Source organism: Rhizobium favelukesii (genome assembly GCF_000577275.2).
Taxonomy (GTDB): Bacteria; Pseudomonadota; Alphaproteobacteria; order Rhizobiales; family Rhizobiaceae; genus Rhizobium; species Rhizobium favelukesii.
In genome coordinates this window covers 733,659-754,113 of record NZ_HG916852.1, presented here as the reverse complement: position 1 = coordinate 754,113, position 20,455 = coordinate 733,659, and the positions used below count along the sequence as shown (strand labels likewise).

Genomic DNA, 20,455 nt, shown 5'->3' with positions numbered 1-20,455 from the left:
CTTGATCCGCACGCTCCTGAACAAACTACGACCTCTCCGCGAATCACCCAAGATTACGATAGGTGGCAAAATCCACCATCTCCGAGTTCTTGGGATTTACATGCTCTGCATTTCGTGCGCTGATTCGCACGCAAATTCCGCTTGTTAAGGAATTCTTAAAGTAAAGTGATTCGGGGAACTCTGACAATACGATTCGCGTAAAACGCGTGGCCAGATCGGCCCTGTGTCACTTCTATCCTCAGAAATCTTCATGCGCGCGCCCGAGCAACAGCAAAATCCGACCGGATCGCCATGCAGCAAATGGGCAAAGTAAAGGCCGGTTGCCCGGCCATTTACTATGCTGCGTTATCGACCGCCCATTTTCTGAGGATTTTCGCGGCGCGCTCCTCGTTGATCTCGACCATGCGCGCCAGTTTGCGTTCCGGGCCTTCCTTGACGCGGCGGTTGAAGTTGCCGTCGTCGTCACCAAGGCTGAGCAGGTCCTCGGTGCTGTCGAAGCCGAAGTCGGAGCCGAAGCCATCCATGAGCGCGCCACCTGCGCCCGCGCCTGCCGCCGGGGCGAAGTCGGGAAGTTCGAGACCGGCGCTTTCTGGCGACGTGTCGCCGATAGCCGCCGCACCATTGCCCGTCACACTGCGGATCATCGGGCGGACGCCCATCCAGATCACCAGGAAGGCGACTGCGACGAAGGCGAGCGAGTTGATGATGCCTGCAAGGTTGCGGCTCAGCATATCCATCACACGGACGCTGCTACCCGTCTCCTCCAGAAGCTGGTTCTCCAGGAAGTCCATGGCCGTGACGGTCACGACGTCGCCGCGGTTGGTGCTGATGCCGGCTGCCGATGCGACGATCTTCTGCATCTCGGCGAGATAGGCATCGACCTTCGCCTGATCGGCAGGTTCGCCGACCATCTGAGCAATGCGGCCCTTGTTGACGACAACGGCGATAGAGAGCTTGTCGATCTTGTAGCTGTTGCGCGTCGTTGCTGTCGTCTTGCTGTTGATTTCGTAGTTGGTCTGCTCTTCTTTCTTGTCAGACTTGTCTTGCGATTCCGGACCGGTGGCGCCGCCGGAGTCGGGCGCTGCCTGCGGAATGTTCTGCTCAACGGTCGTGGCGTTGTCGGACTGTTTCTGCTGCGACTGAGAGGCTTCCTTGGTCGTCCGGATCGAGCGCTCGACCTTCGATTCCGGATCGTAGGTTGTTTCCTGGATCTGCTGGCTGTCGGTGTTTAATTCGGCCGTGACGCTGGAGCGGAAGTTGTCCATGCCGAGGAAGGGTGCGAGCGCCTTGTCGATGTTGGATTCAACTTCGCCCTGGACATTCTGAACGATGTTCAGCGAACGGTTCAGCGAACTATTGCTGGCCTCATCGCCGGAAGCGAGCAACTGGCCCGCGGAATCGAGGATTGTGACATCGCCGACATCGAGGCCGGGAACGGCCGATGCAACAAGGTGGCGGATCGATGTCGCCGCATTGCGGCCGGCCGCGGCACTGGCGCGGATCATGACAGAGGCAGTGGGCTTCTGTTCGGCTTTGCGGAAGTTGCCGACCTCGGGCATGACGATGTGGACGCGTGCAGCGGTGATGCCCGAAATCGATTGGATCGTGCGCCCGATTTCGCCTTCAAGCGCGCGAACCCGCGTGACTTCCTGCATGAACGAGGTGAGGCCGAGCGAACCCACGTTGTCGAAGAGTTCATAGCCTGCGTTGGCGCTGTTCGGGAGGCCCCGCTCGGCGAGCAGAAGCCGCGCCTTTGCCGGTCATGCCGGCAGGAACCGTGATGCTGGTGCCGTCGCTTCCGACCTGAAATCCGATATTCGCCTCGGCGAGCGCCATGCTGATCTGGTTCAGATCCGGCGTATCAAGCCCGACGTAAAGTGTTTCCTGAGCCGGCTTGTTGACCAAAAAGGCTGCCCCCAGGATCAGCACGACTGAAACGACACCCACGCCGGTCAGCGCCAGCAGGCGATTCCGTCCTAGCGAACTGAAGTTCTTAAAAATTTGAACTAATTGATTTAACAGATTCATTCTGTTCTCGCACGACCGTCACAGACAAAGCAGGCTTATTGCCTCATTTCGACGATAGATGCCGAAACTTGTGCGAACGTTTCGTGGGACGTGCGAGTGAAACCCGGATCAGAAGAAGTCGAAGTCTCCGGCCGCCTTCGCCAGAGGCTGAACGTTGCCATGATGCATGGCGCCGCCTAGCGCCCGCTGCATTTCGCTGAGCTTGACAAGGCTCAATGCCGTCGCGACATCGACTGCCCAGTCCTGCGGGATTTCGCCGGTGATGGTGTCGATGAACTCGGCAAGTCCGCGCGTCTTCTGCACGGCAAGATCAATTCCCTGCATGACTTTCATGCTTTCCGGCGAGTTCAGCAGTTCGGCACCGCCCCCGACTTCGAGGAGCTGTGGCTCGATCCGCTCGATCAGATAGGCGACGTCATGCAGTTCCGAGACGATGCGCATCAGGACATCGGGCAGGGCCTCGGCGGGCGGCGGCTGCTCTGTCATTGCATTCACAGTCATTAATAACGTCCTCGCCCTCAGAAGAATTCGATGCTGGTTTCGACAGGTTTCTGCGGAGCGACCGGACGCTGCTCAAGCGCAACCGTTCTCTGCGTTTCCGCACCGGTGAGCGGATACTGTCGAGCGCGTCCGGAGACTGGCCAGTATTCGAGCTTGCGCCCGTGCTCACCACCGGTGCTTGAGCTGACGACGGGAATGCCTTCATCCTTCAGGAACTGCACAGCAAAGGCGGCGTTCTGTTCGCCGACATTCGAGAATGTCGAGATCGTCTTCGCCCCACCGAAGATCTTCGCCTCCAGGCGGTCGCGGCGCGCGCCCTGCTTCAGGAGACCGTTGATCAGCAGTTCCATCAAGTGGACGCCGTAACGCGTGGCATCTCCGCCCGTCATCGGCGTGTTTCCTGTCCCCGGCAGGAGGAAATGATTCATTCCTCCAACGCCTGCCACGGGATCTCGCAGGCATGCAGCCACACACGATCCAAGGATGGTCGTCAGTACCGCATTCGGATCATTCAGGACCTTCCATTCGCCCTGGATGATATTGACGCGGCGGGCTGCAACGTCGAGATTCATTTCAATGCTCCAAATACGGCTTCGATAGCCGCCTTCATCTTCTCGATCGTGAAGGGCTTGGCGAGAACGTTGTTGGCCCCGAGCTGCGCCGCCTTCGTGACCAGCGCACGGTCTCCCTGGGCCGTCAGAATGATGAAAGCCGCCTTCTTCGTCGCCGGGTTGGCACGCACGGCCTGAAGGAAGCCGAGGCCATCCATCTTCGGCATGTTGAAGTCGGAGATGACAAGATGGTGCGGCTGCTGGGTCATGATCTTCAAGCCCTGCTCGCCGTCGCCGGCAGCGGTGATCTGCTTGAAGCCGAGCTGGGTCAGCGCGTCGCTGAGCAGCAGTCGACTGGTGACCTGATCGTCGACGATCAAAACTTTGATTTTCTCTGCTATTGACATTAGTCGGTTCCTTCCTTTCGGGCGGCTGTCATTTTCAAGATTTCTTCGCCGATGCCATTCAGCGGCAACTGTTGCTCGACGGCACCGAGTTCGTAAGCAACTCTCGGCATGCCATAGACCACGCTTGTCTTTTCGTTCTGACCGAGGGTGCGCGCGCAGGCATGGCGCATCTTCAATAGACCGGCGGCGCCGTCGCGGCCCATGCCGGTCAGAATCACGCCGACCGCATTGCGGCCAGCCAGTTCGGCCACCGAATCGAACAGCACATCGACGGACGGCCTGTGGCCGTTCACGGGATCACGTTCGATGAGACGGCAGCAAGGCGCATGGGCGTTGGCAACCTGCAGATGGCGTTCGCCACCTGGCGCAAGGTAGATCTTGCCGATCTCCAGACGCGCGCCGTCGGTTGCTTCCTGCACGACCGGCGCACAGAGCCGGTTGAGGCGTTCGGCAAAGCTCCGGGTGAACGTCGGCGGCATATGCTGCGTGATAACAGTCGGCGGGCAGTTTGCCGGGAATTTCTGAAGCACCGCAATCAACGCCTCGACGCCGCCGGTCGACGAACCGATCGCGACGATCTTGCGGCCGACGCGGAAGTCGGCAACTGCAGGTGGCGGGGTAGCCGGTGCAGGCTGGGTGTACTGGCGCCGCTGCGAACGGGCAGCGGCCTTTACCTTCTCGGCAAGATCGCCGAAGGGGCGCGCATCACCGGGAAGCGGCTTGCCGACGCAGTCGAATGCGCCGATTTCAAGCGCCGCCAGCGAGGCATCGGCGCCGCGATGGGTCAGCGTCGAGACCATGATGACAGGCATCGGACGCAGCCGCATGATCTTCTCGAGGAAGTCGAGGCCATTCATGTTGGGCATCTCGATATCGAGCGTCACGACATCGGGGTTGAGCTTTTTGATGGCCTCGCGCGCCTCAAGCGCATCGCCTGCCTGACCGATGACGCTGACCTCCGGATCGGCGCTCAGCACAGCTGTGATGAGGCCGCGCATGGTGGCGGAGTCATCGACGACGAGAACTCGGGCTGCCGCGCTCATGCCTTCCTCCCCACGCCCTTGGTCGTGTAGCGGTAGGTCGTGATGCCGATATTGTCGAAGACATGCTTGGCGTCGCCGGAGACGCGCTCGGAATGGCCGATATAGAGATGACCGCCTTCCGGCAGCAGTTCGGCAAAGCGCGCCCAGATCTTCATTTGCGTCGGCTCATCAAAGTAGATCACCACATTTCGGCAGAAGATGACGTCGAACTTGCCCTTGAACGGCCACTGGGCCATCAGGTTCAGTTCATTGTAAGTGATCAGACGCTTGACGCGATCATCGACCTGGAACTTCCGCCGTCCTTGAACCTCGACTTCGCTGAACCACTGCTTGCGCATGGCGGGCGATACCGTCTCCAGCGCGCCTTCCTCATAGGCGCCCGCTCGGGCGATCGCCAGGATCTTCGGGTCGATGTCGGTCGCCAGGATCTTGAAGTCGTAGTCGGCGATGTTGGGCATCATCGACAGAACGGTCAGCGCGATCGAATATGGCTCCTGACCGTCCGAGGAGGCAGCAGACCAGATACGGACCCGGCCGCCCATCTTGGCGCGAACCAGCAGCTCCGGCAGCACATGCTCACGCAGATGCTCGAAGTGATGGTTCTCGCGAAAGAAGCGGGTGAAGTTCGTCGTCAGATGCGACAGCATCTCGCGGCGCGGCGCGGCGCCTGCCGGTGAAGAAACGAGCGCGCAATATTCCCGAAATCCGGAGAGGCCGAGGTTGCGGATGTGCTTCGAAAGACGCGAGTAGACCAGCGACGCCTTTGTCTCGTTCAGGAAGATCCCCGCATCCGAGTAGATCATCGCAGCAATTTCCATGAGGTCGCGGCGCGTCAGCGGATATTCTCCGCTCGCCAGCACCTCGTCAGGGCTTCCCTGCCGCGTGTCTTTTGCACTCAGGACATTCATGCGGCTTCGCTTTCCGTTTCGGGGAAAATGGCTTCGAGTTCGAGCAGGCAGATCATGCGCTTGTCGATCGCCAGGATACCGCGAGCGAACTGACGCTGCAGTTCAGATGCGATTTCCGGCGTCGGCTGAACGTTATCTTCGGTAACGGTCAGAATATCGGATACGGCATCAACCAGCAGACCCACGACCTTGCGGTGCACCTGAGCCACGATAATGACGTGTCGCGCTGTCGGCACGGTTGGCGGCATACCGAGGCGAGCCGACAGATCGATAATCGGCAGCACCGCACCGCGCAGATTGATGACGCCCTTCATGTAGCCAGGCGAGTGCGGCATCGCCGTTGCCGGCGTCCAACCGCGGATCTCGCGCACCGACATGACATTCACGCAAAATTCCTGATCCCCGATGCGGAACGCGATCAACTCGCGGTCCCCATCCTTCAGACTTTTTACGGCATATGACATCGCTTACCCCACCGCCGCCAGCGACACTTCCTGCCTCAGCGCTTGACCGCGGGAAGCTCCCACGACCGCGTCGACATCCAGGATCAGCGCCACGCGGCCATCGCCGAGGATGGTTGCCGCAGCGATGCCCGGAACGTGCGTGTAGTTCGCCTCAAGGCTCTTGATAACCACCTGGCGCTGGCCCTGGATCGCATCGACCATGAGGGCGCGCTGACCGCCGCCTTCGGACTCCACGAGAAGAGCAACGCCTTCGACCGGGTTGGCCTGGGTGGCACGGAAGTTCAGGATGCGACCGACATCGACCAGCGGGCAGAAGCTGTTGCGGATCGAGATCAGGCGATGGCTGGCGCCGAAGGAGTGGATCGCGGCAGCTTCCGGCTGCAGCGTTTCGACGATCGCCGTCAACGGCACGACCAGCGTCTGGCCGGCGACCGTGACGACCATGCCATCGAGAACGGCGAGTGTCAGCGGCAAGCTCATCGTGAAGACAGAGCCCTGCCCCGGCCTCGAGGTGATGTTGATGCGGCCGCCGAGCGCCTGGATCGAACGCTTGACGACGTCCATGCCGACGCCGCGACCGGAGATGTCGGAGATCTTGTCAGCCGTGGAGAAACCCGGCAGGAAGATCAGGTTGTCGATTTCCTCATCCGTCAGATTTGCGTCGGACGGGATCAGCTCGTTGGCGATCGCCTTCTGCTTCACCTTCTCGCGGTTGATGCCGGCGCCGTCGTCGGCCAGCTCGATCAGGATGCGGCCGGAGCGATGCTTGGCCGTCAGGCGAACCGTGCCCTCGACGTTCTTGCCGGCGGCGGCGCGCTTCTCGGGCGTTTCGATGCCGTGGTCGACTGCGTTGCGGATCATGTGCGTCAGCGGTTCGGCCAGCTTGTCGATGACCGTCTTGTCGACTTCGGTGTTCTCGCCTTCGGTGATCAGGCGGATTGTCTTGCCGGTCATGTCGGCGATTTCGCGAACAATACGCGACATGCGCTGGAAGACCGGCTTCACCGGCTGCGCGCGGATCGCCATGACCGAATCCTGGATCTCGCGGGTGAGCTGCTGCAGCTCTTCGAGGCCCATATTGATCGACGACGTGCCGGTCGTGTCGTTTTCGATGACGCTTTGCGACAGCATCGCCTGGTTGATGACGAGCTCGCCAACGAGGTTGATGAGGCGGTCGACGCGGTCGAGATCGACACGGATCGTCTGGCCGGCGGCGGCATTGTTCTGGGCGGCAGCGGCAGCGCTCGCAGCAGCGGCGGCAGCGGATTCCTTCTTTTCGACGCGGGCAGCGGCGGCAGCCATCTGCGTGACGTTGGACGCGGTTTCGGCAGCAGCAACGGCAGCTGCCGCATCGGACTTTGGCTGCTCTGCTGGCGCTTCCGCAGCACCGTCATCGAGGATCGACAGATCGAAAGGAACCGGGATCATCGGCAGTTCTTCGGAGGCAGAAGCCACGGCGTTTGTCTCAGTGGCGAGGACATCCAGGTCGCAATCCCACTCGGCAAATTCGAAGACCGTACGGACCGCGTCCTCGCCCCTGTCGGTCTTGAGAGTCACGTTCCAGTAGAAATACGCCGCTTCCGGATCGACCTCGTCGAGACCGGGCAACGCATCCATGTTGCAGTAGCAGCTCATCTCGCCAAGACGGCTTAGATCGCGCAGCAGCAGCGTCGCGTCGTTGCCCTTGGAATAGAGGTCAGAGCGCGGCTTGAAGGTAATTTCGTATGTGGGCAGATCGGAGCCAGCCTCTTCCTCACCGCTGAAGTCGTCGAAGGAGAAGGGGATCGGCTGGAAGCCGCTGTCATCGGTGGGCTTAGGCGCCGGAGCGGCGGCGACCGTCGCCGGCTTCGCGGCCGGTGCTTCCACGGCAGCCGACTGTTTGGGCAGCTCGCCGTTGGCGAGCGCTTCCAGTTCCTTGACCAGGCCGCGGCTGCGGCTTTCATCGACGCTGCCGCCATCGCGGGCGGCGTTGGTCAGGTCGGCCAGCACGTCTGCCGACTTCAGCATGACCTTCAGGACATCCTGTGTCGGCTCAAGCTTGTTGGAACGAACGCAATCAAGTGTGGTCTCAAAGACATGCGCGAAAGCGACAAGATCATCCAGACCGAAGGCGCCAGCGCCGCCCTTGATCGAATGGACGGCACGGAACACCGCGTTGACGGTTTCCGGATCGCGATCGCCATCATTCATTTTCAGGAGACCGGATTCCAGTTCGGCGAGCTGCTCCTCGCACTCCTGGAAAAAGATCTCTTTGATTTCGTTCATATCCATAGGCGAAAATCCTGGGTTTAAGCGGTTACGCGCTCAATGGCATCGATCAGCTTGGCAGGGTCGAAAGGCTTGACGATCCAGCCGGTGGCACCTGCCTGGCGCGCGCGGTTCTTCTTTTCCGCATCGCTTTCGGTTGTCAGGACCAGAATCGGGATCGCGCGATATTTGTCGTTGCGGCGAACGCCTTCGATGAAGCCGAAACCGTCGAGGCGCGGCATGTTGATGTCGGTGACGATGACGTCGGGATTGGATTCTTCCAGAACCTCGAGGCCTTCGACGCCGTCTTCGGCCTGGATCGTCTCGAAGCCCGCATTGTTGAGCGTCACGAGAAGCATGTTCCGAATGGTCCGTGAATCATCCACGGTAAGCACTTTTTTCTTCATTGCCGGATCTCCTTAGCGAGCAGATGGTGGATATCGACACCAATCAGTTGCATGGTTTTCTGAAATGCGTCCGAAGCCTTGCTGAACGTAAAGGCGAGCTTGTCCTGGTCCCAGGTCTTGGCCGCGGCCATAAGGACCTGCGCGCTCAGTGCACCAACGCGTTCGACTGCAGAGGCATCGATGGCCAGATCGTTGCCGCGCAACGAAGCAAGCTTGTCGCGAAGCGCGGTCGCTTCGTTCAGATCAAGCACCGCTGACAGGTTCAGCGTCTTCCCAGTTTTCCTTGCCGCCATCAGCTCTTCCTTGTCTCTTAGTTCCCGCTCAACGAATGTGAGCATGGCTCATATACCGGCTCGTTAGTAAACAATCCGCCCTCCGACCGAGGCGACGGGCTGCACAAATCCGAAATCCTCGTCGTCAACCACGACATCGGCAGAGCGCCTGACATCGACGGCCGGGGACAACAGCGGCGCGGGGCGCGCGGGCTCGGCGTTCAGCCGGGCAACGCGAAATTCGCGGATCGTCTGGCCAAGTTCGACGATGATGGCGTGCAGGTCGTCCGCACCTTCGGCAGAACGCGATGCGCAAGCGGCGTTGTCGGTCATCTGCACGCCAAGGCCCTTGACCTCGGCCGTCACGACATCGAGGTTCGCGGCATGCTGGCTTGCCTGAGTTGCGACCGCCGCGATCGCCGTGTTGATCTCACTGACCTGACGAACGATGCTGCCGATCGAATCCTGAGTACGTCCAACCATCTGCACGCCGGCATCCACCTGCGATTTGGTGGCGCTCACAAGCGTCTTGATCTCGCGCGCAGCGTCAGCGGAACGCTGCGCCAAGGCGCGCACCTCTTGTGCCACGACGGCAAATCCACGTCCCGAATCACCTGCGCGGGCGGCTTCAATGCCGGCGTTGAGCGCTAAGAGATTGGTCTGGAAGGCGATCTCGTCGATCGCCCCGATGATTTGGCCGATTCTTTCGGCGGACTGCTCGATATCCGCCATGGCGGCAATCGCGCGTCCAACCACCTGGCCGCTTTCTTCCGCCGCGGTGCGCGTCGAGGCGGCAGCCTGCTCGGCAGCACGGCTGCCTGCGGCACCGTGGCGGACGCTTTGCGAGAGGTCGGCAAGGGCGGCGGCGGAGGAGAGCAGCTGCTGGGCATGGATGGATGCTTTGCCGGCAAATTGCTTCGAGGCATCACCAAGCGTCTGCACCGACGTTCCAGCCGCCGCTGTCTTTTCGGCGATCGCCTGAAATTCGGACTGGACGACATCGAGCGCGCCGTTCAGCGCCTGCGCGATGTCCCGGTGGGCGCCGTCTTCCTCAACGGCTGCTCGAACAGTGAGGTCGTGGGCGGCAAGACCGTTGATCACATCGGCGAAAACGTGCGCGATGTCCGCCTTGTCATTGTTGCGCTGATCGGCGAGCGCGCGCTGCTGGGCAGCACGCAAGGCATTGAAACGCAAAGAGACGGCAATCTCGACATCCACCATCACGAGACGAATGATCGCCGACATCAGGTCGGAGATTTCATTGGCCCGACGACGACTGCTCGGCAGGAAGGAGCGACCCGCCAGTTCGGTCGCAAGGCCGCCGATGACGTGCTCGAGAACGACGCCGTGACCCGCGACATGCCAGCGCGGGTCGAGGCCCATCTTGCTTTCGGAATCTGAGAGAACCTTGACGCGCTCGGCATAGAGGCTGTCGAAACGCGCATCGGTCAAAACGTCCCAGTGCGAGGCCTGCAAGTCGTGAAGCCGCTCGACCTGACGCTCACTCTCGAAGTTGCGCGCTGCGTCGGGAAACGATTGAAAACGCTGGAAAAGATCGCGCAGGCCGGCGGCGAGATGCTGCTGAAGATCGACACGGTGGCGCCGGACCAAATCACAGTGCTCGGCGTCGAGCCCGGCAAAGCGCAACCGGTCACGCAAGCTGCCTGCCTGCGCTCCTCGAGCCTGATCTGATGGCATTTCCTGCCCCAACGCCTGTCCCCAACCACATGCCGGGCGTATGCCCGTCATTAAATCTGTTGCTCCGCGCGGCAGGCATGCTGCCGATGGGTGGCTTGCCTCCGGCGGCAGCCGGCGGCCTGAAGCCTCCCGATCAGTAGATTCTGCTTCGGAGCTGCTTGATGAGATGGATTCCGGATCGACCGGTACGGCGGGGCGGCGTCATGCCTGGTGGGAACGAGTGAGTTTTCCCATTCCGACGTGTCATGCAATGTTTATGGTTAATTCCTTGCCTGAAGGTTAATGCGTATTTTATGAATGCCGACTTTCCAGCAGGCCCTAATAACCATCTACGAATTACTGGGCTTGCGTTGCAGCGCTGCTACAAGTCCGACGCAAGCTTTGTGTTATACGCCCAGAAATAACCGTGACATGACGTCAGAAGGATTGGGCAATGATTGTTCTTGGATTGGGGTCGTGCTTCCTCGCAATTGCTGTTCTCGTAGCCGTTACGCTGCTTGACCAGATCGAAGCGACCCGCGGCCAGGTTGCCCTGCGCGTTCTTTGATTCTTCGCAACCAGGCAATAACACGCCCGGTTCGCCAGGGCGCTAACCTTCGGCTCTACAGCGTTTGAGTTCAGCGGAATTTCCGTTCATGTCTGCCAGACTTGGCCTCTTCATCATCCTTGGCGTGACACTCTGGCGAGTCATCACCCTTCATTTCGACACGACCGATCTGTTCGTCGATGAGGCGCAATACTGGTTCTGGTCGCAGAATCTTGATTTCGGCTACTATTCAAAGCCGCCGATGATCGCCTGGGTCATTCGGGCGATGACGGAGCTCGCGGGATCGACATCGATCTATTGGATCAGGGTTGGCGGACCGCTGATCCACATGGCGACTTCGATCATGCTCATGAAGACGGCCAAGCGCTTTGTCGGGCCTGACATCGAAGGGTGGACCGGCGTCACCTTCATCACACTGCCGGGCGTTGCGCTGTCATCGGCGTTCTTTTCCACCGATGTCGTGCTTCTCTTTTTCCTGACTGTTGCGCTATGGGCCTATTTCGGCCTGATAGCGAAGCCCTCTGCAAGTCTCGCCATCCTCATGGGATTTGCCTTCGGCTGCGCGTTCCTCTCGAAATACGCGATCCTCTTCGTCGTCCCCGGTGGGCTGATCGCGCTCATTCTGCTTCCAAGCGCGCGCATAGCCTGGCGCCATTTTTTCGTATCCGTCATCGTCGCACTTGCCGTCGCTGCGTCGAATTTCTGGTGGAATCTTGCCCACGACGGCACGACCATCCGTCACACCACGAACATTGCACATTGGAGCAAGCTCGGTATCGACGTCGCCGGGGGTCTCGAATTCTTCGCGGCGCAATTCGGCGTCGTCGGGCCAATCGTTTTCTTTGCGATGCTCTGGGCTGTCGCGCGCGCCTTCAAGGGTAAGAACAATGAAAGAGAAGCGCTGCTGATCTGGCTGTCAATCCCCGTCGTTCTGCTGATCACGCTTCAGGCGCTGGTCGCCAAGGCCTATGCCAATTGGGGTGTGACCGCCTATAGTGCGGGAACGATTCTCGCCGTATGGCTGCTTCACCGCCTCTGGCCAAAAGGCTTGCGCCTTTCGCTTGCTATAAATGGTACGGCCAGCTTCCTGTTTCCTCTGGCTGCGGTCTTTGCGCACCAGCTCGTTCTGCCGAACGGAAACGAGATCATGAAGCGCTATCTTGGTCGCAGCGCGATCAGTCGCGAGGCAGGTGAGCTCGCACGGCGGTCGGCCACCTCGATCATCGTCAGCGACAGCCGCGATCTCCTGGCTGACATGTTCCACACGCTGCGAAACGATCCTGTCCGGATCTACGCCAAGCCGCCTGCCGGCGCGCCCGACAACTATTACGAGCAGACCCTTTCCCTGCCAGGCGATATCACAGACAGCGTCCTTTTTGTGACGATGCATCCGGTAGACTGCGTGCAATCGCCTGAGCTAGTCCAGAGCTGGCGGCCAACGGAAGGCTACTACCGCGGCAAGACGATCTTTTCCTACAGGATTTCGCCGGCCTGCCTCGCCGGTAAGTAGACCGTCACCTCGTCGCGGATGGGAGGCCAAGACATGTTCCCATCCCTTCAACCTCCACAAACACGACACCGCCTTTTTCGAACGCGAGACGCAACTGCGCCTCGGTTGCTCGATGAATTTCGTGGTGTTTTCCTTCATAGTCACGGATGGTACTGCGCGACACGGCCGCATGCTCGGCGAGCTCGAGCTGCGTCCAGTCAAGCAATCCGCGAGCGGCCCGGCACAATGCCGGGGTCAGAATTGTTTCCTTTGCGCCTTGACCCATACTGCCAAACCACCCATATTGGTTGATATAGGTCATATATGTCATGTTTTAAACGGGATTTCCAGTTCGGGAGAAAGTGATGCCGCACGATACGCCTTTGATTTCGACAATCGTCGGAGGCCTCGTGCTTGCGTTCATCCTCGGCGCGCTTGCCAACAGGCTTCGTATGCCCCCCTTGGTCGGATACCTCGTCGCTGGCGTGCTCGTCGGTCCGCATACGCCCGGCTACGTTGCCGATCAGAGCCTTGCACCTGAACTCGCCGAAATCGGCGTCATCCTTCTCATGTTCGGCGTCGGGCTGCACTTCTCTCTGAAAGACCTGCTCTCCGTCCGTGGCATCGCGGTTCCGGGCGCCGTTGCGCAGATTGCATTTGCGACGCTGCTCGGTTGGGGACTGGGTGCGCTCATGGGATGGCCGACGGGAGGGAGCCTCGTCTTCGGACTCGCTCTCTCCGTCGCTTCGACAGTCGTCCTCTTGAAGGCACTGCAGGAGCGGCGGCTGGTCGAGACCGATCGCGGCAAGATCGCGGTCGGCTGGCTGATCGTCGAGGACCTCGCCATGGTTCTGGCGCTCGTCCTCATCCCGGCGGCTGCCAGCCTCGGCGGCGGGGAGCACGCGACGGTCGAGCCTCTTTCCGCCGCAGTGGGCCGACTCTTCGGCCTCGACCTCGGCATCGGCGGGATCATCGTCATGACCCTGATCAAGGTCGCGCTGTTCGTCGGGCTGATGCTGGTTTTCGGGCGGCGTATCATTCCCTGGACGATGCACCGCATCGCCCACACCGGATCCCGTGAACTCTTCCGCCTTGGCGTCCTTGCGATCGCTCTCGGCGTTGCCTTTGGCGCCTCCAAGATGTTCGGCGTGTCGCTGGCGCTCGGCGCCTTCTTTGCCGGCATGGTACTGGCCGAGAGCGAGCTCAGCCACCGTGCCGCCCAGGAAAGCCTTCCGCTTCGCGATGCCTTCGCGGTTCTCTTCTTCGTCTCGGTCGGTATGCTGTTCGATCCGAACATCCTAGTCGAGAAGCCGCTGCCGCTGCTCGCCACCGTTTTCATTATCGTTATCGGCAAATCGATCGCCGCCTTCCTGATCGTTCTGCTATTCCGCAAGCCTGTCGGCACGGCGCTGACGATTTCGGCAAGCCTCGGGCAGATCGGCGAATTTTCCTTCATCTTGGCAACGCTCGGTGTCGCGCTTGGCCTGCTGCCTGAGGAGGGACGCGACCTCATCCTCGCAGGCGCGATCATCTCGATCATCCTCAACCCGCTACTTTTCTACGTCTGCGATCATCTGCGCCCGATGCTGGAGCGGACCAAGCGCGACGAGCCTGTCGCCGAACCGATGGCAGAGAAGCTACCCGAACCAGCTGACGAGCCGGTGGCCGAGGAGGACGACGTACACCCGACGGCGCTTCGCGGGCATGCGATCCTTGTCGGTTACGGCCGTGTGGGCGGCATCGTTGGCCAGAACCTCAAATCGTCCAGCACCCCTTTTCTTGTGATCGAGGACTCGGACAAGCGCATTGGCGAGCTTCGGGATCAGGGCATCGAAGCGATCAGCGGCAATGCGGTGTCGCGCGAGGTGCTCGACCTTGCCAACATCGCCGCGGCCCGCAGTCTTGTCGTGGCCATCCCCAACGCCTTCGAGGCCTGCCGCGTCGCCGAACAGGGTCGCGCCATCAACCCTTCCATCCTGATCGTCGCACGCGCGCATTCGGACGCCGAGGTCGACGAGCTGAAGGAATATGGTGCAGACACCGTCATCATGGGCGAACGGGAAATCGCCATGGGCATGGTTGACCGGCTCGCCCAAGTGCATCATGACAGTGTGCCCTATGAAGGCGAAGCCGAGACTGCTACAATCGCAGCCGAGGAAACGCCTTCTCCCGACAAAGAATGAGAGACTTTTGCGCCGTTGAGCCGGTACGAGGTTGAAAATCCCAACGATCACGAGATGAGGCTCGACGCGCGCCGCATGAGCAGTCGCGTTGCGATCTCGCTGCTCGTTGCCGTTTTCGCCTATCTCGGCCTGCTGCTCGGCGGCAACCTCGTCATCGGTCCCACGCGCGGCGCGAACTCCATTTCGTCGTCCAGCAAGGACGGCCAGCCGCTGCAGTTGAGCGCTCGAGATGCCGTCCGCGGCATCCTGACGGCCGAACGCAAGGCGGCTCCAAAATACGCGCCGTTTGATTCCGGCGTCGCAGCCCTTGGCGCGGCTCCGAGCATCGAACTGCCCTTGGCCGGCGAGCCACAGCGGCTGGAAGCCTTCCATGCCGCGCTCCGCGCGGCCGATGCCAAGGCTTACGATTCACATGGCCCGCCGGCGGCCGCGGCATGAACGCGCGCCTGTCCGGCGCTTTCCATCGCTTTTAAGACACGCCGCCTGCGCGAGGAGCGCAGGCTCAAGCGTTATCAAGGATAAACAACAACATGCGTAATTCACCATGGCTGGTGTTCACCTATACGGTGATCATTCTCCTCGGCATTCTGATTGCTTTGCCGAACGCACTGCCGCAATCCACCCTCGATCGTCTGCCCTCGTGGTTGCCGCACAACCGTGTTTCGCTCGGTCTCGACCTTCGCGGCGGCTCGCATCTCGTTCTCGAAGTCGACGAAGCGGACCTGACCCGCGAGCGCCTGCAATCGCTCTTGCAGGATGCCCGTCGCGTGCTTCGTGAAAAGAACATCCAGACGAAGGCGATCGTTCGCAACCAGAACCAGATTGTCGTTGCGCTCACCGATCCGGCACAGAGCGATGATGCGGTTGCACAGCTGAAGACGCTCGGTAACGCGATTGCCACCGGCCTCAGCGCCGGCCAGTCGGATCTTTCGGTCACGACGAACGGCGGCAACATCCTCATCGCCTTCTCGCCGGCCGGTATCGCCAGCAACGTCGATTCTGCCGTCCAGCAGAGCCTCGAGGTCATTCGCCAGCGCGTCGACCAGGTGGGCGTTGCGGAACCGACGATCCAGCGCATCGGCGGTAACCGCGTGCTCGTGCAGCTCCCGGGCGCACAGGACCCGTCCCGTCTGCGCCAGCTTCTCGGCTCGACCGCGAAAATGTCGTTCCACATGCTGTCTCCGAACAATGCTCCGGGGCCGGGCGTGACGATGCTGAAGGACGAGAAGGGCAACACCTATCCGGTTCTCGACCGCGTGGAAATCTCCGGCGACCGTCTCTCGGATGCCCGCGTCAGCTTCGATCCGAATACGCATGAGCCGGTCGTCAGCTTCCGCTTTGACAGCGCCGGCGCAACCCGCTTCGCGGACATCACCCGCCAGAACGTCGGCAATCCGTTTGCCATCGTTCTCGACGACACCGTGTTGAGCGCGCCTGTCATCCGCGAGCCGATCACCGGCGGCTCCGGCCAGATCTCGGGCAGCTTCTCTGCCGACAGCGCAACCACGCTTGCCGCCATGCTGCGCGCCGGCGCCCTGCCCGCCAAGCTCACCGTCATCGAAGAACGCACCGTCGGTGCCGATCTCGGCGCGGACGCCATCAACAAGGGCATCTATTCCGGCGTCGTCGGCTTCGTGCTGGTCGCCGCCTTCATCTTCATCCTGTATGGCACGTGGGGCTTTCTCGCGAACTTCGCGCTGCTGATCCACACCATCCTGACCTTCTCGGCGCTGACGCTTGTCGGAGCGACCCTGACGCTGCCCGGCATCGCCGGCGTCGTCCTCGGCATCGGCCTTGCGGTCGACGCCAACGTTCTCATCAACGAGCGCATCCGCGAAGAAACACGCAAGGGCAAGAGCGCCTTTGCCGCGATCGACACCGGCTTCCGCCGCGCCTATTCGACGATCATCGACGGCAACATGACGGCGCTGATCGCGGCCGCGATCCTGTTCTGGTTCGGCTCTGGACCGGTCCGCGGCTTTGCCGTGACCATGGCGCTTGGCCTGATCATCTCGATGTTCACGTCCGTCGCCTTCGTTCGCGTGACGATGATCGAGATCACCCGCCGCCGTAAGCTCAAGGTCCTGAACATCCGTCCCCTGATACCGATGATGTTCAACCCTTATGGCCGCCACATCCAGTTCATGAAGGCTCGATTCTTCGGCGTGACGGTCTCGGCACTCCTGTCGATCGCCTCGGTCGTTCTCTTCATCCATCCCGGCCTCAACTATGGCGTCGACTTCCGCGGCGGCATCCAGATGTCGGTGAAGACGCAGGACGCCAGCGATCTCGGTCGCTTCCGTGAGGGCTTGAACAGCCTTGGCCTCGGCGAAGTCTCCCTCCAATCCTACGGCGACAACAACACGATGGCGGTGCGCGCGCAGAGGCAGGACGGCGGTGAAGAAGCCCAGACGGCCGCAGTCGAGAAGCTGAAGGCGGAAATCCTCAAGATCGACCCATCGGCAACCGTCACCGGCACCGACGTCATCGGTCCGAAGGTCAGCGGCGAGCTCGCCTGGGCCGGCATCCTGTCGGTCGTCATCGCCAGCTTGGCGATGCTGTTCTACATCTGGTGGCGCTTCGAATGGCCGTTTGCGGTCGGCGCCATCGTCACGCTCGTCCTCGACGTGACCAAGGCGATCGGCTTCTTCGCGCTGACTGGCCTCGATTTCAACCTCACCGCCATCGCCGCAATCCTGACCCTGGTCGGTTATTCGGTGAACGACAAGGTCGTGGTCTACGACCGCATGCGTGAGAACATGCGGCTCTACAAGTCGATGCCTCTGCGCGAGATCATCGACCGGTCGATCAACGAGACGCTGGCCCGAAGCCTCTACACCAACGCGACAGCCTTCCTCGCCCTGCTGCCGATGGCAATCTGGGGCGGCAGCGCGGTCGAGAGCTTCGCTGTTCCGATGGTCTTCGGCATCCTCGTTGCCGGTGCTTCGTCGGTCTTCATTGCAGCTCCGATCCTGCTCTTCCTCGGCGACTGGCGCCGCCGCCACCGGGCGGCTGTCGCCACGACGGAAGCCGCGGCGGAGATCATCCCTCCGGAAGAGGGCCAGCCGCGCAAGACCGCTGGCTGAGTACGATGCCGAGATGAAACGAAACGAGGGCGCCGGTTGCACAGCCGGCGCCCTCTTTCTATTCTCGCGGGGTGGGAGGTTTCAGCATGTCGTCCGAACAACCGGCTGCATCAAATGAAAACGAGGAGCGCATTCGCCGCTTCCTGGCGATCGCTTCGCACGATCTGCAATCGCCGCTGCGCCACATCGCGATGTACGCGGAAATCCTGCTCGACGACCTGGCCGACAGGCTCGACGGCGACCAGTTGAAAAGCCTGCAAACCATCCTCCATAAAGCCGAGACGGCGCAGCGGCTGACAAAAGCTCTGATGGGCTTTGCGAGCAGCGCGCCGCAGGTGACTGCAACCGAGATCGATCTCGATGGTCTTGTCCGCGAGATCTGGGTCGACATGGCGAGCGAAGTCGCCGCATCAGGCGCGACATTGCAGCACGACAGCTTGCCAACAATTATTTCGGATGCCGCGATCGTCAGGATCGCGCTCACGAACGTGATCGCCAATGCGCTGGCCTATCGCAGCGCATCGCCTCCTGTCGTGACGATCGAAGCGGAGCAGGATTCTGCTGATGTAACAATACGCATTTCCGACAACGGCCCTGGCATCGACCCGACCCATCAGGACAAGATCTTCGACGCGTTCTGGAAACGACCGCAGGATGGAAGGACGGCCGGTCCGGGGCTCGGCCTCACGGCCGCGCGCGAGATGTTGCGGGCGCTCGGCGGCGGCATTCGTCTCGAGCGCTCGGACGCGGGCGGAAGCCGATTTGCTATTCGCCTCCCCTCCCCGCGAACATAAATTTCATCTCGTGTAGTCGTCTTTCCAGACGTCTGGCACATTGTAGGTGACATATTCACGGATGATGTATTGCAGGGCTTCGACGTCCATCTCGTCCTTGCCGATCCGGAAATCCACGCCATAATCCGGGAAGTGCTGGAAGTAACCGTCCGAGATATCCATGGAGACGACGCCGATCGGCCCGGTATAGCCGCTGCCGCGCAGCTTCGGCACGGTCTCACGGAAATCGGCGTTCGGCAACAGGCGATTGTCGAGCAGGATCAGATCGAACTTGTCGGCGCCAAGCTTCTCTAGAGCATCGTCGATCGATTGCGCATACTCGATGGCGACTGGCGGCTCGGTCAGCGTGGCGAGTTTCTTTTTCAGCGATCGAAACTCGATGACCTCGTCGTCGACGAAGAGAACCTTGACGGCCTGAGCGCGATCGCGACCATGTGGACGCGGTTGACGGCGTCGAGCTTCCTGACGGCGGCCGCTATGTGGGAATTGACGGTATGTTCCGAAAGGCCGAGGATGATCGCGATGTCCGCGGAGGTTTTGCCCTCACTCGTCCACTTCACGACTTCGGTCTCGCGTTGAGTGAGGCGCCCCGAGATTTCGTGCGCCAGTATCTCCTCGTAGAACTTATCGAATATCCGCATCGTGTCGAGAAGGACTTCGGCGACCTCTCCCTGATCCGGTTCGGCACGCTTGCCGCTGAAAGCGACGCAGTAACGCTTGCCCTCCGGCGTGAACAGGGGAACGAGGAGGAAGGAGTTGCTGTCAAATTCGTTGAGGACGAGGTCGCGCGGATAGTCTTCCGGCAGACTGCCGCTTCCGGTCAGCGGCGTGGCGAGAAATTGCGAGGCTTTTGTCTTCAAAAGTCCGAGAGCCTGACGCATGCCGTAGAGAAACAAGGCTGTGCGCCTTTCGGCAACGTTGGTGATGATGATCTCGCGCGTGCTGAATGGCGGTGAAGCTTCCGAAACACGCGCAAGAGCAAAGCACTCAAAGTGGTAGTGCTGCGCTGCAGCCCTCAGCAAGCGAAAGAAATCGGTACGATTGATCGCCCGACCGAGTTCCGGTCCAAGATGGAAAGGAATGGCGGCGACACTACTCATTGCACCTCCTGCTGCCTCTCAGATTTGGCGGTATCCCAAGATCTAAGGATACACGTCTTGGACCGGCACAATTATTACCACTAGCAAGACTATTGCAGGAAGAGCGTGAAGCAAGACCTCGATCTCCCGGATTAGGGGCTGCGCGATTTCCTTCCAAGTCTTTTGTCTTTCCGCATGCAACACCCCTTGTATGTGGAAGGCGATGCCCTCGCGGCATCGGAGAGAGCCGACCAGCCTTTCAGTCAAGGGGTTGACTGTGTTTGTGGCGGCAAACTTAAGGTTGCTCGGCGCTCTCGGCTTTTTCTCTCAACGTCAGCTCATCTGCGCGATCACGGCCGGGAGATCGATGGGTTTCTCGGCATAGAAGTCTGCGCCCGCTGCCAGCGCGCGCCTGCGATCCTCCTCTGCATCAGAGCCGGTGCAGACGCCAAGCCGGATGCGAGAAAACCGTGAGTCAGCCCGCAACCGCGCGATCAGATCGAGGCCGCTATCGAGCGGCATGTAGAGGTCCACGATCAGTGCATCCGGCAATCCTTCGCCCTTCACGCATGCTTCCTCCAACGCCTGCATGGCACTCTCTGCCTTGGAGAAACACAGCAGTGTGACGTCGATCTGCTGCTTCTTGCGCACATAGTCGGCGTAGAAGAGGTCATCTCCATTGTCGTCCACGTAAAATATTGTCGGCATATTGATCCGTTCGAACCATCGAGCTTCCACTATGCCCCAGGAT

Annotated in this window: 19 protein-coding genes and 1 pseudogene; 5 read left to right on the top strand and 15 right to left on the bottom strand. The window is 60.7% G+C overall.

The window, feature by feature from the left end; all coding sequences use genetic code 11:
- Positions 1-335: 335 nt before the first annotated feature.
- The 11 genes and pseudogenes from fliF to LPU83_RS42070 form a co-directional block, all read right to left on the bottom strand.
- Positions 336-2,028: pseudogene (gene fliF / locus LPU83_RS42120) on the bottom strand (flagellar basal-body MS-ring/collar protein FliF).
- A 108-nt stretch (positions 2,029-2,136) separates the two neighbouring features.
- On the bottom strand, positions 2,137-2,529 hold the full coding sequence (cheT, locus tag LPU83_RS42115) for a chemotaxis protein CheT (protein ID WP_024313037.1): 393 nt from the start codon (positions 2,527-2,529) through the stop codon (positions 2,137-2,139).
- Positions 2,530-2,546: 17 nt separating this feature from the next.
- Entirely contained in the window at positions 2,547-3,101 is a 555-nt protein-coding gene (gene cheD, locus LPU83_RS42110) for a chemoreceptor glutamine deamidase CheD (RefSeq protein ID WP_024313038.1), read from the bottom strand.
- Positions 3,098-3,487, bottom strand: a complete 390-nt coding sequence (locus LPU83_RS42105) for a response regulator (protein WP_007530058.1) — start codon at positions 3,485-3,487, stop codon at positions 3,098-3,100. The genes cheD and LPU83_RS42105 overlap by 4 nt, the downstream gene beginning before the upstream one ends.
- Positions 3,487-4,530, bottom strand: coding sequence for a protein-glutamate O-methylesterase CheB (gene cheB / locus LPU83_RS42100; RefSeq protein WP_024313039.1), 1,044 nt, complete (start codon positions 4,528-4,530; stop codon positions 3,487-3,489). The genes LPU83_RS42105 and cheB overlap by 1 nt, the downstream gene beginning before the upstream one ends.
- Positions 4,527-5,438, bottom strand: a complete 912-nt coding sequence (cheR, locus tag LPU83_RS42095) for a protein-glutamate O-methyltransferase CheR (RefSeq protein ID WP_024313040.1) — start codon at positions 5,436-5,438, stop codon at positions 4,527-4,529. The genes cheB and cheR overlap by 4 nt, the downstream gene beginning before the upstream one ends.
- Entirely contained in the window at positions 5,435-5,902 is a 468-nt protein-coding gene (locus LPU83_RS42090) for a chemotaxis protein CheW (RefSeq protein ID WP_024313041.1), read from the bottom strand. The genes cheR and LPU83_RS42090 overlap by 4 nt, the downstream gene beginning before the upstream one ends.
- A 3-nt stretch (positions 5,903-5,905) precedes the next feature.
- Entirely contained in the window at positions 5,906-8,173 is a 2,268-nt protein-coding gene (locus LPU83_RS42085) for a chemotaxis protein CheA (RefSeq protein WP_024313042.1), read from the bottom strand.
- A 17-nt stretch (positions 8,174-8,190) separates the two neighbouring features.
- Positions 8,191-8,556 (bottom strand): chemotaxis response regulator CheY1, encoded by a 366-nt coding sequence (gene cheY1, locus LPU83_RS42080; RefSeq protein WP_007530053.1) that lies wholly within the window; start codon positions 8,554-8,556, stop codon positions 8,191-8,193.
- Positions 8,553-8,849: an STAS domain-containing protein gene (locus tag LPU83_RS42075; protein WP_024313043.1), complete on the bottom strand. Its 297-nt coding sequence runs from the start codon at positions 8,847-8,849 to the stop codon at positions 8,553-8,555. The genes cheY1 and LPU83_RS42075 overlap by 4 nt, the downstream gene beginning before the upstream one ends.
- 63 nt (positions 8,850-8,912) lie before the next feature.
- Positions 8,913-10,526 carry a globin-coupled sensor protein gene (locus LPU83_RS42070; protein ID WP_024313044.1) on the bottom strand — a complete coding sequence of 538 codons (1,614 nt, stop codon included), beginning with the start codon at positions 10,524-10,526 and terminating at the stop codon, positions 8,913-8,915.
- Between the two features lie 635 nt (positions 10,527-11,161).
- On the opposite strand from LPU83_RS42070, the gene LPU83_RS42065 reads away from it, so the two are divergent.
- Positions 11,162-12,583: a glycosyltransferase family 39 protein gene (locus LPU83_RS42065; RefSeq protein ID WP_024313045.1), complete on the top strand. Its 1,422-nt coding sequence runs from the start codon at positions 11,162-11,164 to the stop codon at positions 12,581-12,583.
- Between the two features lie 4 nt (positions 12,584-12,587).
- Here LPU83_RS42065 and LPU83_RS42060 read toward each other — a convergent pair whose 3' ends face one another.
- On the bottom strand, positions 12,588-12,893 hold the full coding sequence (locus tag LPU83_RS42060; protein WP_024313046.1) for a helix-turn-helix domain-containing protein: 306 nt from the start codon (positions 12,891-12,893) through the stop codon (positions 12,588-12,590).
- A 34-nt stretch (positions 12,894-12,927) separates the two neighbouring features.
- Here LPU83_RS42060 and ybaL point away from each other — a divergent pair, with 34 nt between their 5' ends.
- From ybaL to LPU83_RS42040, 4 genes are all read left to right on the top strand, one after another.
- Complete coding sequence (gene ybaL / locus LPU83_RS42055; protein WP_024313047.1) at positions 12,928-14,745, top strand: YbaL family putative K(+) efflux transporter; 1,818 nt, start codon at positions 12,928-12,930, stop codon at positions 14,743-14,745.
- Between the two features lie 54 nt (positions 14,746-14,799).
- Complete coding sequence (locus LPU83_RS42050; RefSeq protein ID WP_024313048.1) at positions 14,800-15,183, top strand: hypothetical protein; 384 nt, start codon at positions 14,800-14,802, stop codon at positions 15,181-15,183.
- A 92-nt stretch (positions 15,184-15,275) separates the two neighbouring features.
- Complete coding sequence (gene secD, locus LPU83_RS42045) at positions 15,276-17,831, top strand: protein translocase subunit SecD (RefSeq protein ID WP_024313049.1); 2,556 nt, start codon at positions 15,276-15,278, stop codon at positions 17,829-17,831.
- A gap of 86 nt (positions 17,832-17,917) precedes the next feature.
- On the top strand, positions 17,918-18,625 hold the full coding sequence (locus tag LPU83_RS42040; RefSeq protein ID WP_024313050.1) for a sensor histidine kinase: 708 nt from the start codon (positions 17,918-17,920) through the stop codon (positions 18,623-18,625).
- A gap of 3 nt (positions 18,626-18,628) precedes the next feature.
- Here the strand turns inward: LPU83_RS42040 and LPU83_RS42035 are convergent, their stop codons facing one another.
- The 3 genes from LPU83_RS42035 to LPU83_RS42025 all read right to left on the bottom strand — a co-directional run bounded on the left by LPU83_RS42035 (position 18,629) and on the right by LPU83_RS42025 (position 20,412).
- Positions 18,629-19,006, bottom strand: a complete 378-nt coding sequence (locus LPU83_RS42035; protein WP_051509069.1) for a response regulator — start codon at positions 19,004-19,006, stop codon at positions 18,629-18,631.
- Positions 18,988-19,725, bottom strand: a complete 738-nt coding sequence (locus LPU83_RS42030; RefSeq protein ID WP_051509068.1) for a helix-turn-helix domain-containing protein — start codon at positions 19,723-19,725, stop codon at positions 18,988-18,990. Before LPU83_RS42030 ends, LPU83_RS42035 begins: the two co-directional genes overlap by 19 nt.
- Before the next feature lie 312 nt (positions 19,726-20,037).
- Complete coding sequence (locus tag LPU83_RS42025; RefSeq protein WP_024313053.1) at positions 20,038-20,412, bottom strand: response regulator; 375 nt, start codon at positions 20,410-20,412, stop codon at positions 20,038-20,040.
- Positions 20,413-20,455: the final 43 nt, after the last annotated feature.

Bases quoted from the DNA above. Each gene is read 5' to 3' on its own strand.
- cheT (WP_024313037.1), bottom strand. From the start codon at position 2,529: ATGACTGTGAATGCAATGACAGAGCAGCCGCCGCCCGCCGAGGCCCTG.
- cheD (WP_024313038.1), bottom strand. From the start codon at position 3,101: ATGAATCTCGACGTTGCAGCCCGCCGCGTCAATATCATCCAGGGCGAA.
- LPU83_RS42105 (WP_007530058.1), bottom strand. From the start codon at position 3,487: ATGTCAATAGCAGAGAAAATCAAAGTTTTGATCGTCGACGATCAGGTC.
- cheB (WP_024313039.1), bottom strand. From the start codon at position 4,530: ATGAGCGCGGCAGCCCGAGTTCTCGTCGTCGATGACTCCGCCACCATG.
- cheR (WP_024313040.1), bottom strand. From the start codon at position 5,438: ATGAATGTCCTGAGTGCAAAAGACACGCGGCAGGGAAGCCCTGACGAG.
- LPU83_RS42090 (WP_024313041.1), bottom strand. From the start codon at position 5,902: ATGTCATATGCCGTAAAAAGTCTGAAGGATGGGGACCGCGAGTTGATC.
- LPU83_RS42085 (WP_024313042.1), bottom strand. From the start codon at position 8,173: ATGGATATGAACGAAATCAAAGAGATCTTTTTCCAGGAGTGCGAGGAG.
- cheY1 (WP_007530053.1), bottom strand. From the start codon at position 8,556: ATGAAGAAAAAAGTGCTTACCGTGGATGATTCACGGACCATTCGGAAC.
- LPU83_RS42075 (WP_024313043.1), bottom strand. From the start codon at position 8,849: ATGGCGGCAAGGAAAACTGGGAAGACGCTGAACCTGTCAGCGGTGCTT.
- LPU83_RS42070 (WP_024313044.1), bottom strand. From the start codon at position 10,526: ATGCCATCAGATCAGGCTCGAGGAGCGCAGGCAGGCAGCTTGCGTGAC.
- LPU83_RS42065 (WP_024313045.1), top strand. From the start codon at position 11,162: ATGTCTGCCAGACTTGGCCTCTTCATCATCCTTGGCGTGACACTCTGG.
- LPU83_RS42060 (WP_024313046.1), bottom strand. From the start codon at position 12,893: ATGACATATATGACCTATATCAACCAATATGGGTGGTTTGGCAGTATG.
- ybaL (WP_024313047.1), top strand. From the start codon at position 12,928: ATGCCGCACGATACGCCTTTGATTTCGACAATCGTCGGAGGCCTCGTG.
- LPU83_RS42050 (WP_024313048.1), top strand. From the start codon at position 14,800: ATGAGGCTCGACGCGCGCCGCATGAGCAGTCGCGTTGCGATCTCGCTG.
- secD (WP_024313049.1), top strand. From the start codon at position 15,276: ATGCGTAATTCACCATGGCTGGTGTTCACCTATACGGTGATCATTCTC.
- LPU83_RS42040 (WP_024313050.1), top strand. From the start codon at position 17,918: ATGTCGTCCGAACAACCGGCTGCATCAAATGAAAACGAGGAGCGCATT.
- LPU83_RS42030 (WP_051509068.1), bottom strand. From the start codon at position 19,725: ATGAGTAGTGTCGCCGCCATTCCTTTCCATCTTGGACCGGAACTCGGT.
- LPU83_RS42025 (WP_024313053.1), bottom strand. From the start codon at position 20,412: ATGCCGACAATATTTTACGTGGACGACAATGGAGATGACCTCTTCTAC.